At 66.7% G+C, this 12,365-nt stretch carries 13 protein-coding genes; 7 read left to right on the forward strand and 6 right to left on the reverse strand.

Annotated features, from left to right (window positions below; translation table 11 throughout):
- Positions 1-1,131: a lipase family protein gene (locus EF834_RS00285; protein WP_127944323.1), complete on the reverse strand. Its 1,131-nt coding sequence runs from the start codon at positions 1,129-1,131 to the stop codon at positions 1-3.
- A 153-nt stretch (positions 1,132-1,284) separates the two neighbouring features.
- On the opposite strand from EF834_RS00285, the gene EF834_RS00290 reads away from it, so the two are divergent.
- Positions 1,285-1,743 carry an acyl-CoA thioesterase gene (locus EF834_RS00290; protein WP_127944326.1) on the forward strand — a complete coding sequence of 153 codons (459 nt, stop codon included), beginning with the start codon at positions 1,285-1,287 and terminating at the stop codon, positions 1,741-1,743.
- A gap of 11 nt (positions 1,744-1,754) precedes the next feature.
- Here the strand turns inward: EF834_RS00290 and EF834_RS00295 are convergent, their stop codons facing one another.
- Both EF834_RS00295 and EF834_RS00300 read right to left on the reverse strand, forming a co-directional pair.
- On the reverse strand, positions 1,755-2,783 hold the full coding sequence (locus EF834_RS00295; RefSeq protein WP_127944329.1) for a phosphotransferase family protein: 1,029 nt from the start codon (positions 2,781-2,783) through the stop codon (positions 1,755-1,757).
- 152 nt (positions 2,784-2,935) lie between these two features.
- Positions 2,936-3,406, reverse strand: coding sequence for an Lrp/AsnC family transcriptional regulator (locus EF834_RS00300; protein ID WP_127944332.1), 471 nt, complete (start codon positions 3,404-3,406; stop codon positions 2,936-2,938).
- 166 nt (positions 3,407-3,572) lie between these two features.
- On the opposite strand from EF834_RS00300, the gene pdhA reads away from it, so the two are divergent.
- From pdhA to EF834_RS00315, 3 genes are read left to right on the forward strand one after another with little or no spacing between them, the layout of a single operon-like run.
- The gene (pdhA, locus tag EF834_RS00305) at positions 3,573-4,700 is read left to right on the forward strand and encodes a pyruvate dehydrogenase (acetyl-transferring) E1 component subunit alpha (protein WP_127944335.1); all 1,128 of its coding nucleotides are present in this window, start codon (positions 3,573-3,575) and stop codon (positions 4,698-4,700) included.
- A complete protein-coding gene (locus tag EF834_RS00310; RefSeq protein WP_127944339.1) occupies positions 4,697-5,707 on the forward strand; it encodes an alpha-ketoacid dehydrogenase subunit beta in 1,011 nt (336 codons plus the stop codon). Before pdhA ends, EF834_RS00310 begins: the two co-directional genes overlap by 4 nt.
- 20 nt (positions 5,708-5,727) lie before the next feature.
- Positions 5,728-7,092, forward strand: a complete 1,365-nt coding sequence (locus tag EF834_RS00315; RefSeq protein WP_127946007.1) for a dihydrolipoamide acetyltransferase family protein — start codon at positions 5,728-5,730, stop codon at positions 7,090-7,092.
- A 41-nt stretch (positions 7,093-7,133) separates the two neighbouring features.
- On the opposite strand, the gene EF834_RS00320 is transcribed toward EF834_RS00315, so the two are convergent.
- Genes EF834_RS00320 through EF834_RS00330 form a run of 3 tightly spaced genes read right to left on the reverse strand, consistent with a single transcriptional unit; the run spans position 7,134 to position 10,018 of the window.
- Positions 7,134-8,564, reverse strand: coding sequence for an NAD(P)(+) transhydrogenase (Re/Si-specific) subunit beta (locus tag EF834_RS00320; protein ID WP_127944342.1), 1,431 nt, complete (start codon positions 8,562-8,564; stop codon positions 7,134-7,136).
- On the reverse strand, positions 8,564-8,905 hold the full coding sequence (locus EF834_RS00325) for an NAD(P) transhydrogenase subunit alpha (RefSeq protein ID WP_127944346.1): 342 nt from the start codon (positions 8,903-8,905) through the stop codon (positions 8,564-8,566). The genes EF834_RS00320 and EF834_RS00325 overlap by 1 nt, the downstream gene beginning before the upstream one ends.
- Positions 8,906-10,018 carry a Re/Si-specific NAD(P)(+) transhydrogenase subunit alpha gene (locus tag EF834_RS00330; protein WP_127944350.1) on the reverse strand — a complete coding sequence of 371 codons (1,113 nt, stop codon included), beginning with the start codon at positions 10,016-10,018 and terminating at the stop codon, positions 8,906-8,908.
- Between the two features lie 339 nt (positions 10,019-10,357).
- Here EF834_RS00330 and EF834_RS00335 point away from each other — a divergent pair, with 339 nt between their 5' ends.
- From EF834_RS00335 to EF834_RS00345, 3 genes are all read left to right on the forward strand, one after another.
- The gene (locus EF834_RS00335) at positions 10,358-10,723 is read left to right on the forward strand and encodes a DUF488 domain-containing protein (protein WP_127944353.1); all 366 of its coding nucleotides are present in this window, start codon (positions 10,358-10,360) and stop codon (positions 10,721-10,723) included.
- Between the two features lie 122 nt (positions 10,724-10,845).
- Positions 10,846-11,544 (forward strand): mycothiol-dependent nitroreductase Rv2466c family protein, encoded by a 699-nt coding sequence (locus EF834_RS00340; protein WP_164874065.1) that lies wholly within the window; start codon positions 10,846-10,848, stop codon positions 11,542-11,544.
- A complete protein-coding gene (locus tag EF834_RS00345) occupies positions 11,541-12,362 on the forward strand; it encodes a maleylpyruvate isomerase family mycothiol-dependent enzyme (protein WP_127944359.1) in 822 nt (273 codons plus the stop codon). Before EF834_RS00340 ends, EF834_RS00345 begins: the two co-directional genes overlap by 4 nt.
- Positions 12,363-12,365 lie beyond the last annotated feature (3 nt).

Here is a 12,365-nt window from a genome sequence, read left to right on the forward strand (position 1 = left end):
CTACTGGAAGGCCGCGCGGACGAATTCTGTGGTGTCGGGCAGGGCGGCCCGCATCGTCCCGAGGTGACCCTCCGGGTAGGTGCGGAATACGAAGTTCTGGCCCGCAGCCGTCAACTCCGAGACCAGCGCGAAAGTGAATCCTGCGGGGACGACATCGTCGAAGAGCCCCTGCCCGATGAAGAGCGGTCGATCGTAGCCGGTGACGGGCACGGCCAGCGAGTGCTGCAGTGCCGCCTGCATCGCGGGCCCGGTCAACGGCCGCGACAACAACTGGCCGATGGTCAGGTTCCCGAACTCCGCCTGTGCATCCTCGTAGCAGAGCGACTCGAGCTGGTCGAGAACGTCGCGACCGAGTGGGCTCAGGTAGCTGTCGACGTCCAACTCGGGATGCGCAGCACGGAGGCCGACGAGCCCGTATCCGATGAACACCGTGCTCCCGGTGAGCGGCAGAGCCGGAAAGTCCGGGCCGGTCAGGGGCGCCAGCTTCTCGAGGTTGGACGGCACCCCGGTTGCGACGGTGCCACGAAAGTCGAGTTCGGGCGCATACCGCGTCGCGATCGATGCGGCGAACATGACCGCGTGACCACCCTGCGACTGCCCGAGCGCCACCCACCGGTCCGACAGGGACGGCGTCACCGCCCGGCCGGCGCGAACCATGTCGATCACGCTGTGCGCCTCCGACGGTCCGTCGAGGTACGGATGGATCCCCGGCGTCCCGAGCCCGACGTAGTCCGTCGCGACGATGGCATACCCCTCCCGGAGCCAGGATTCCAGGTACGGGCCGGAGATCTGCCCGGTAACGGTCGGCGCGCAGGCGTCTGCGACGCCCACGACACCGTGCGCCCACGAGACCACCGGCCAACCGCCGGGTGGGGGATCACCCGGCGGCAGCAGGACTGCCCCCGTGCTCAGCGCCGGCTGATCCCGCGGGCCGGTGGTCCAGTAGGTCACGTATGAGCCGGCGGCGACACCCTCGGGCAATGCGCCGGATGGCATTGGAGAGGAGTCGACGACCGTGCCCGGGGTCTCGAGTGCGGTCTGCGCACTGGCCCGGACCGGGCCGCCGAGCAGCGACAGGCCGAGCACGAGCGCGATGGTGATGCCTGCCAACCGGCCGAGCAGTGCTCTCATCGCACAGTCCCTGGGGCCACCACGACCGCCCTCCGACCGATTGGCCGACACGGCGTGGGTCCCCCCATTGTGCCTGCTAGGCGGTGAACATTGCGCCTACCAGGCGGTGCGGCCGACTGCCCGGAAGGACACGAGGCGCTATCGTCTGAACCCATGGCAGCTCCCGTCGAGCCCGAGCCTCGCGCCGAGGCCTATCCCGCGTTGTGGCCGGTGCCGACACGCTGGGCCGACAACGACCACTACGGTCACGTCGACAACATCGCCTACTACTCGTACTTCGACACCGCAGTCAACGGGTGGCTGATGGCCAGCACAGGCCTCGACATCCGAGAACTGTCAGCGATCGGGATCGTCGCAGAGACGTCGTGCCGGTTCATAAGCGAACTCTCGTTCCCCGATCAGCTGCACGTGGGACTCTCCGTCGAGCACCTCGGGACGAGCAGTATCGTGTTTGCGCTCGCGATCTTCCGGGAAGATTCCGGTGGAATCCTCGAACTGGCCGCCACCGCGCGGTTCGTTTACGTCTACGTCGATCCCGACACTCGTCGACCAGTCCCGATTCCTCCTGAGATTCGGAGCGCCGCAAGCCTGCTCGTGGTGTCGGAAGAGTAGAACGATCCCGCTCAGGCGAGCCCGACCGCGTCGGCGGTGGCAACCGCCCGACGGACGATGCTGTCGATCATCTCGACCGTCGGCCCACCGCTTTCGGCCCGGTTCCGTGGGTCGTCGATGGCACGGCGCAGCGCTCCTTCTGCGATGATCGCGAGCTTCCACAGCGCGAGGACCTGCCAGAAGCCCACAGTGGACACGTCCCGCTCGGTTTCGTGAACGTAGGCGTCGACCAATTCGTCCCGCGTCGGGAAGCCTTCGACGGTCGAAACGGTGAACGGTCCCGGTGACTGATCGCCGCGTTGTGGCCAAAACGCGAGGAGGCTGCCGAGGTCGGCGAGCGGGTCACCCAGGGTGCACAACTCCCAGTCGAGTACGGCCATGACATGGCAGTCCTCAGGCGAGATGATGACGTTATTGAGGTGGAAATCACCGTGTACCAGCGTGGTTTCCACTTGCTCCGGGATGTTGCGTGACAGCAACTCGGCGAGCGCGTCGACATCGGGCAAATCTCGCGTCTTGGACTGCTCCCACTGTGTGGACCACCGTCGGAGCTGGCGCGCAGCATAGGGTTTGGTGCTGGCGAGGTCGAGCAGGCCGGCGAGTTCGAGATCTACGCGGTGGATCCTCGCAAGCGCTGCGGGCATCGACAGTCCTACCGCACGGCGCTGTTCGGGCGTGAGCTTTTGCGCCGCTGCTTCGTCGTCGATCACGATTCCGTAGACATAGCTCATCAGGACCAACGGCGTATCCGTGATCGCCGGATCCGTTGTGAGACTGATCATTTTCGGGACGGGCACATCGGTTCCCTGTACCGCTGACACAATTCGGTACTCGCGTTCGACATCATGCGCCGAAACAAGCAGCCGCCCGAACGGCGGCCTGCGCAGTACCCAGCGACCACCTCCCGAATCACGCACCGCGAAAGTGAGATTCGACTGGCCGCTCCCGATCCTCTCGAACGACAACGGCATGAGCGCGCCGACACCGAGTCCGGCGATCCACATCGAGACGGCATCCTCGTCCAGGCCGACAATGCCCATTCCGCATCACTCCCCTGCCGCGTCTCGTGCGTTCGTCCGGACAGCGAAAACCGACCACTTGGCGAATCTTTCGATGGACGCGCCTCAGCGCTTGTCCGCCGATGCTACCGTCCGCGTGCCATCAGACAGGTATCGCGGATGCTGCGGAGCGATCACTGACGCGCAGTACGCTCGAGCAACGGTGCGGTCCGCGCCACCACCAACTCCCGCATCACCAGGGCCATATTGGTCCGTTCGACACCGGGAATCTTGAGGATCTGTCCCGCCAGCCGATACAGATCGTCCGCGTCGGTCGCCACCACCTTCACCGACAGGTCGGTCAATCCGGTCATCCCGTACACCTCGACGACCTCGGGGATGTCGGCGAGAGCATCGACGACCTCGTCGAGTCGGTGCTGGTCCAGCCGGGTGGCGACGAAGGCGGCAAGCGGGTAGCCCAACGCCCGCGGATCGACGAGTCGATCGAAGCCCGCCAGCACGCCCGACCCCTCCCATCGGGAGAGCCGCGCCTGCACGGTATTGCGGGAGAGGCCGAGTCGATGAGCAAGATCCACCCCGGTCGCACGCGGATTGCGGGACAGTTCCAGCAGAAGTCGGGCATCAGTCGCATCGAGAGTGGTCATAGTACGCAGTGTGTCAGGCCAAGTGTACCCCGGTCTGGGCATTGTGCTGAATCGTGACCGTGCCACTTGCGCAGATCGCGGAATCAAGGATGCTGTGAGGTAGAGCACAAACACCCGGTCGCCGCCCACGAAGCGGTCGCCGGGCCGGAGCCGCCGAGGTGACCCAATGGCCGACAAGATCGACCTCCCGGTGCAACTTGTCCAACCCGACGGACGACGCGTGCACTGCCCCGAATACGCGGCGGTCGTGTCCGACGTGGGCCCGGAAGAGCTGCGGCACCTGTACGAGGACATGGTGGTCGCGCGGCGCATCGACACCGAGGCGACCGCCTTGCAGCGGCAGGGCCAACTCGGTATCTGGGCATCGCTCCTCGGGCAGGAGGCCGCGCAGGTCGGCTCGGTACGAGCGCTCGATCCCGAGGACTACATCTTCCTCAGCTACCGCGAACATGCGGTGGCCTACTGTCGCGGCGTCGACCCGGCGGTCATGACCCGCATGTGGCGGGGGTGCGCCCATTCGGGCTGGGATCCGGAAGCGGTGAACATGACCAATCCGGAGCTCGTGGTGGGGGCACATGGTCTGCACGCGACGGGTTACGCGATGGGCGTGCAGTTCGACGGCGCAGAGATTGCCACCGTCGTGTATTTCGGCGACGGCGCCATCAGCGAGGGCGACCTGTCCGAGGCGCTCGGCTTCGCATCGAGTTTCAACGCGCCGGTGGTGTTCTTCTGCGAGAACAACCAACGCGCCATCAGCGAACCAGTGGAACTGCAGAGCCCCACCCCGATCGTGTCTCGGCCCGCCGGGTACGGCATGCCCGCCGTCCAGGTGGACGGCAACGACGTGCTCGCGGTGCTGGCGGTTACCCGACAGGCCGCCCGCCGTGCCCGCGAGGGCGGCGGACCGTCCTTCGTCGAGGCCATCACCTACCGGATGGGCGCGCACACCACCGCCGACGACCCCACCCGCTACAGGACGGAAGCCGAGCTCGAGCTGTGGAAGGCACGCGACCCGATCGACCGCATACGCCGACTGCTCGAGCGCGAGGGTCTGTTCGACGACGCCCTGGACGACCGGGTGCAGGCTCACGCCGACGAGGTCGCAGCGCGCGTGCGCAGCGGCACCCTCGAGACACCTGATCCTGAGCCGGACGACCTGTTCGCGCACGTCTACGCCACCGATCACCCCCTGATCAACGAAGAACGTGCGGCTTACCGGGCGTACCTAAACACCCTCGATGCCGACACCCTGGATGCCGACACCCAGAATGTGCCCGAGGAGGCCTTGTCATGACCGCCGTCGTCAATTCCGCGAACACGATGACGCTCGGCGGCGCCCTCAACACCGGCCTGCGCAAGGCCCTCGAGGACGACCCGAAGGTGGTGCTGATGGGCGAGGACATCGGCAAGCTCGGCGGCGTCTTCCGCATCACCGACGGCCTGCAGAAGGACTTCGGCCCGGACCGCGTGATCGACACCCCACTCGCCGAATCCGGAATAGTGGGAACGGCGATCGGGCTGGCGCTGCGCGGCTACCGGCCCGTGTGCGAGATCCAGTTCGACGGATTCGTCTACCCCGCTTTCGACCAGATCGTGTCCCAGGTCGCCAAGATCCACTACCGGACGCGCGGACATGTGAAGGTCCCGTTGACGATTCGGATCCCGTACGGCGGCGGGATCGGTGCGGCCGAGCACCACTCGGAGTCACCGGAGGCATACTTCGTGCACACCGCCGGACTGCGCGTGGTTACGCCAAGCAACCCGGCCGATGCGTACAGCATGATCGGGCAGGCGATCGCCCTCGACGATCCGGTCGTGTTCTTCGAGCCCAAGCGGCGGTACTGGGATCGCGGCGAGGTAGAGCTCGAGGTCGGGGGGAGCACCCCAACGGCGCTGCCTCTCGACCAGGCCCGCATCGCCCGCCCCGGTACCGATGTCACCCTCGTCGCCTACGGGTCCATGGTGCCCACTGCCCTCGAGGCCGCCCAGATCGGCGACGCGGAGGGCACGTCCGTCGAGGTGGTGGACCTGCGCTCGCTGTCCCCGATCGACTTCGCGACCGTGGAGGAGTCGGTGCGACGCACCGGACGCCTGGTAGTAGCGCAGGAGGCGCCGGTCTTCGCCGGTGTCGGCGCCGAGATCGCCGCCCGCATCTCCCAGCGCTGCTTCTACCAACTCGAAGCGCCCGTCCAACGGGTCGGCGGGTTCGACATCCCCTACCCGCCGTCGCGGCTCGAACGCCACCATGTCCCCGACGCCGACCGCATTCTCGGGGCTGTCGACGAGGTGCTGGCGGCGTGACCGGCGAGGAACCCGCACAAATGACCCGGGTCGAGGAGTATCGACTTCCCGACCTCGGCGAGGGTCTGACAGAGGCAGAAGTGGTGTCGTGGGCGGTCGCGGTCGGCGACACCGTCGAACTCAACCAGGTGATCGGCGAGGTCGAGACGGCGAAAGCCGTAGTGGAACTGCCGTCCCCGTTCGCCGGTGTGGTCCGGGAGTTGCTGGCGCAGCCCGGCGACACATTGCCCGTCGGCGCCGGGCTGATCCGGATCGAGGCCACCGAAGCGGCCGGCGAGAACAAGAGCACCGCAGCCGCCGGCGAGGTCAAAGACACCAAAGCCGACCGCGAGAGCAAGGGCACCGAAGCCGCCGGCGAGGTCGAGAGCGCCGAGGCCGACGGCGAGCAGAAGACCGGTGCGGTTCTCGTCGGATACGGCCCGTCCGGTCCCCCGACCAGCCGACGTCGCCGTCGAGCGCAGAGCCCCCCGCAGCAGAGCCCCCCCAAGCAGAGCAGGCAGCAGCCGTCGAGAGCGCGACCAGGCCTGGCCGTCCCCGCCGCTCGCCGTGTCGCCCGGGAACTAGGCATCGATCTGTCGACGGTCACCGGCACGGGCCGCGACGGCGCGATCACCGTCGACGATGTCACCCATGCGCGGCGCGGTCCCGAACCCGAACCGGCCGCGGCCCCCGCAGATGGCGAACGCGAGACCCGCACACCGGTCCGCAGTGTGCGCCGGCAGACCGCGTCGGCGATGGTCTCGAGCGCCTTCACCGCTCCGCACGTTTCCGAGTTCCTGACCGTGGATGTCACCGAGACAGTGCAAGTGCTGCACCGCCTGCGGGCTTCCAAGTTGTTCGAGGGGTTACGCCTGACACCCCTGACGCTGGTTGCCAAGGCGCTGCTACTCACGCTGCGCGAACATCCCACTCTGAACTCGACGTGGGCGGAGGACACCCAGGAGATCGTCACCAAGCATTACGTCAATCTCGGCATTGCGACCGCCACCGACCGCGGCCTGATGGTGCCGAACATCAAGGACGCCAACCAGTTGACGCTGCCCGACCTGTGCCGGGCTATCGGCGAACTCACCGACACCGCCCGGGCCGGCAAGGCGACACCCGCGGATCTGACCGGCGGGACGATCACGATCACGAACGTCGGGGTTTACGGCATCGACACCGGCACCCCGATCCTGAACCCGGGCGAGGCGGCGATCCTCGCGCTCGGCGCGATCAACCGGCGACCGTGGGTGGTGGGCGACGAGATCGTTGCGCGAGACGTGACGACGCTCAGCGTGACGGTCGACCACCGCCTGGTCGACGGCGAGCAGGCGTCGAAATTCCTATCCGACCTCGGCGCGATGCTCGCCGACCCGGTACCCGCTCTGCTCGCCCAACTCTGACCTACGGGGCCCAACCCCGACCTACAGGGCCCAACTGTGATCTAAAGGGCTTTGAGCTCCTCGGTGACCTCGGAAACCATCTTCTTGGCGTCGCCGAACAGCATCGACGTCTGATCCGCGGTGAACAGCGGATTGTCGATGCCGGCGTACCCGGACGACATCGACCGCTTGAGCACGATGACGGACTTGGACTGGTCGACGTTGAGGATCGGCATGCCGTAGATCGGCGAGCCCGCGTCCTCGCGCGCGGCCGGGTTGGTGACGTCGTTGGCGCCGATGACGACGGTGACGTCGGTGCGTCCGAATTCGCCGTTGATGTCGTCCATCTCCTTCATCGCGTCGTATTCGACGTCGGCCTCGGCGAGCAGGACGTTCATGTGACCGGGCATGCGTCCGGCCACCGGGTGGATCGCGTACTTGACCTCGACGCCACGCTCGTCGAGGAGGTCGGCCATCTCCTTGACGGCATGCTGGGCCTGCGCCACCGCGAGACCGTAGCCGGGGACGACGATGACCTGGTTGGCGTACGCCATCTGGATCGCCGCATCGGATGCGGACGTGGCCTTGACGGTTCCGCCAGTGGCTGAGATGGCCGCGCCGCCGACGTCGCCGCCACCGAACGCACCAAAGATGATCGCGGGGATCGAGCGGTTCATGGCCTTGGCCATGAGGTTGGTCAGGATCGAGCCCGAGGCGCCGACGATCATGCCGGCCACGATCATCGCCTGATTGTTCAGCGCCAGACCCATCGCGGCGGCGGACAGGCCGGTCATTGCATTGAGCAGCGAAATGACGACGGGCATGTCGGCGCCGCCGATCGGCAGCACCACGAACAGACCCATCACACCGGCGGCGACGAGCAGTGCGCCGATCCAGATCGTCGAGGTCGGCGCGTTGGCCGGATTGGCATTGACGCCGATGTAGACCGCGACACCGATCGCAGCAAGCACGAGCACGATGTTCGCCAGCTGGAATCCCTTCGCCGCCGCCACGACCCTCTTCTCGAGGTTCTTGTTCAACAGCTCCTGCAGTTTCGCGAACGCGACCAGCGAACCCCAGAACGAGACCGAACCGACGATCGCGGCGAACAACGAGCCAACGACGAACGGCGCCGACGGGACCGTGTCCAGGTTGGTGAACCCGTCCGAGCCGAGGAATTCGGCCCAGGCGATCAGCGCGACGGTGCCGCCGCCGACACCGTTGAACAGCGCGACGAGCTGCGGCATCGCCGTCATCCTCGTTCGCAGCGCCGGGGGGACACCGAGCACGATGCCGACCAGCAGACCGGCGATGATCAGCAGCCAGTTGTCGGTGTCGCGGATGTCGATCAGGACCGCGACGACGGCCACGAACATGCCCGCCGCCGCAATGTAGTTGCCGCGCACCGCGGTGCGCGGTCCGGTCAGACCCATCAGGCCGTAGATGAACATCGCGAAGGCCGCGATGTAGAGGGTGGAGACGAGGTAGCTCATCAGGCTTCAGTCCCCTTCTTCGCGGCCGCGCGGTTACCGGCTGTGGCGTCCTTCCTGGACTTGAACATCCCCAGCATGCGGTCGGTGACGACGAAACCGCCGACGACGTTCAGGGTCCCGAACACCAGCGCGACGAACAGGATGATCTTGATCGACCACGGCGCATCGGACGGCAGATGGCCGAGCACGACCAGCGCACCGAGCACGACGATGCCGTGGATGGCGTTGGTGCCCGACATCAGCGGCGTGTGCAGCGTGTTCGGCACCTTGGAGATGACGGCGAAGCCCACGAACCCGGCGAGAACGAGGATCGCGATGTTCGCCAACAGTTCTGTGTACATCTAGTTCTCCTTCGAGCGAGTCACGCACGCGCCGCTGAGGATCTCGTCCGTGAAGTCCGGCTCCAGTGCGCCGTTCTCGTCGAGCATCAACTCGATCAGCGCTGCCACGTTCTTGGAATACAGCTCGGACGCGTGCTCAGGCATCGTGGCCGGCAGGTTGAGCGGGCTGCAGATCGTCACGCCGTGCTCGACGATCGTCTGACCGGGTTTGGTCAGCTCGCAGTTGCCACCGGTCTCACCGGCCAGATCGACAATGACGCTGCCCGGTTTCATGCCTTCCACGGCGGCCGCTGTCACCAGTCGCGGCGCGGGACGGCCCGGCACCAGCGCGGTGGTGATGACCACGTCGAAACCCTTGATGGCGTCTTCAAGGGCCTGCTGCTGCTCGGCCCGCTCGGCCTCGGTCAGCTCTCGGGCGTAGCCACCTTCACCGGCGGCGTCGATGCCCAGGTCGAGCCACTGCGCACCGACCGACCGCACCTGTTCGGCGACCTCGGGGCGCACGTCGTAGCCGGTGGTGCGGCCGCCGAGTCGCTTCGCGGTCGCGAGTGCCTGCAGACCGGCCACTCCCACCCCGAGAACGAGCACCGTAGCGGGTTTCACCGTTCCGGCCGCGGTAGTGAGCATGGGAAAGAAGCGGGTGGACTCGGACGCGGCGACCAGCACAGCCTTGTAGCCGGCGACGTTCGCCTGCGACGACAACGCGTCCATCACCTGCGCACGCGAGATCCGGGGGATCGCCTCGACGGCGAAAGCGGTGACGCCGGCCGCGGCGAGCGCACCGATCTGGTTGTCGGCGTTGCGCGGAGCGAGGAACCCGATCAGCGTCTGCCCCGCGCGGAGCTTGCCGACTTCCGCATCCGACGGCGGCGCGACCTTGACGACAACGTCGCATTCCCACGCGTCACCGACCGTGGCGCCGGCCTCCTTGTACAACTCGTCGGGAATCAGCGCGCCCAGCCCAGCCCCGGCCTCGACAATGACGCCGACACCCTTGTTGGACAGGGACGCCACAACCTTGGGCACCAACGCGACCCGTCGCTCGTCGGTACCCGTCTCCCGAACGACACCGACCGACGGGTGCACCTGTTCCGCGCTCTTCGATGTTTCCAATGTTCTCGACTTCCTGCGCTAGATGGTGTGCCTGCCGCGACCGGCAGCAATTGTCGAGCGATCGGCGGATGACGACCGACCTGTGCAAGTGGTCCACGATGGTAGCCAGAACTAACTTAGGCCAGAACTACCGTGGGCGGGGGAACGCTGCATGTCGTCGAAGGTGTCGGAATCGAGTCCGAACCGAGGTATATCACCCCCACCGTGAGCCACACTTGTTTAACGGTTCCCCACGGCTGCGGCCGGGGGGATTTCCAGGCGGCGTTCGACGAACCGGTTCACGATCTCGTATAGACGCAACCTGGAGCCCGAGCCGGCCCATGACGCGGAGGTGGGGAGATGCCCTCGAGAGTCGTCGATGTCGAACGTGTGTACGACCACCCTGGGGCTGAGCCGGGGTTTCGGGTGTTCGTCGACAGGCTGTGGCCGCGTGGCCTGCGCAAGGATTCGTTCCACTACGACGAGTGGGCGAAGGACCTGGCGCCGTCGACTGAACTGCGCCGGTGGTACAGCCACGACGTGGCCGAGTTCGCCGAGTTTCGCTCCCGCTACCTCGCCGAGCTGGAGTCCGCGGACGGACGCAGCGCCGTCGAGCGGGTGCTGACGCTCGCCCGGGACCGTCCACTCGTCTTGCTCACCGCGACCCAGGACGTCGAACACAGCCATGCGGTTGTGCTCCGCGAGTTCCTCGAGGAGTCGGCCTGACCACGTCTTCGGTGAGATTGCCGGGCACCGGCCGTTGACGCCGCCGGGCACCGGCCGTCGCACTGCTGTGGTGATGGTCATAGAGTGACGGTGTGACCACAGATACATCGCGCGAAGAAGCGATCACATCAGTCGAGTTCCACTTCGACCCGATGTGCCCGTTCGCGTTCCACGCGTCGCGATGGATCCGGCACGTGCGCGCGGAGACCGCGATCGACATCGCGTGGCGCTTCTTCAGCCTCGAGGAGATCAACCGCCGCGACGACCAGAAGCATCCGTGGGAGCGCGAGTGGTCATACGGGTGGTCGCTGATGCGGATCGGGGCGCTCCTGCGACGCGAGAGCATGGACCTACTCGATCGCTGGTATGCGGCAACCGGACACCTGCTGCACATCGACGGCGGTAAACCGCACGATCCCAACGTCGCCCGCGGACTGCTCGATCGACTCGGACTCGACCCGGCGATACTCGACGCCGCGCTCGCCGATCCCACCACGCACGACGATGTTCGCGCGGACCACGACCGTGTGGTCGCGGCCGGTGGGTTCGGGGTCCCGACGCTGTTCGTCCAGGGCACCCCGTTCTTCGGCCCGGTGTTGGTCGATCCACCCGAGGGCGAATCCGCTGTGCGCTTGTGGAACACACTGACCGAACTGCTCGAGTTCCCCCACGTATACGAGATCCAACGAGTCAAGGGGGCCGCGGATACCGCGGCGATCGGGCAGGCACTCGAGCCCTACGTGCGGGGCCGGGACTGGGTTAGCGTCAACCGAGGAGAGGTCGTGGACCTCTCGATACTGGAAACGGAGAGCGATAGATGAGCGAGTTCCCCCGCGATGTGCTGGTCGAGGCCCTGTCCGAACAGTGGGCCGCGCTCGACGAGGTGCTGTCGACGGTCGAAGGCGACGCCTGGCTCACCCCGACCGCGCTCCCGGGCTGGACGGTGCGTGACATCGTCTCGCACATCGTCGGGACCGAAACGCTGCTGTCGGGCGAGAACCCTCCGGAGACGGCGATCGACGTTCACACACTCCCCCACGTGCGCAACGAGATCGGCGCCCTGAACGAGCGGTGGGTCGAGGGTCTGCGCGCACACACCGGAGAACAGATCCTGGCAATGTTCCGCGAGATCACTCGGATCCGGCTCGAGGCTCTCAGCACGATGACGCAGGAAGATTTCGACGCTCCGGCCGCCACTCCGGTCGGGCCCTCCACCTACGGCCGCTTCATGCGTATTCGAATGTTCGACTGCTGGATGCACGAGCACGACATCCGCGATGCACTCGGCGCTCCCGCTGGTGACGAGGGCGGCAAGCGAGGAAACGTCGCGATCGGCGAGATCGAGGGGGCACTCGGCTTCATCGTCGGTAAGCTCGGCCGCGCGCCGGAGGGTGCACGGGTGACGCTCGAGCTCTCGGGGCCGCTGGCCCGCACGATCCACGTCGAGGTGGACGGCCGGGCGGCGGTGGTACCGCAACTGTCCGGGCCGGCGACGGTGAAGATCGCAATGGACTCACGCCTGTTCGCACGTCTGGCGGGCGGGCGCACCACGGCCGCCGAGCACGTATCGGAGTTCGAACTCGACGGGGACGTCGAGGTGGGGCGGCGGATCGTCGACAATCTCGCGTTCACGATCTGAGCG

Origin of the sequence: Rhodococcus spongiicola, assembly GCF_004011835.1 — a bacterium.
Lineage (GTDB): Bacteria > Actinomycetota > Actinomycetes > Mycobacteriales > Mycobacteriaceae > Prescottella > Prescottella spongiicola.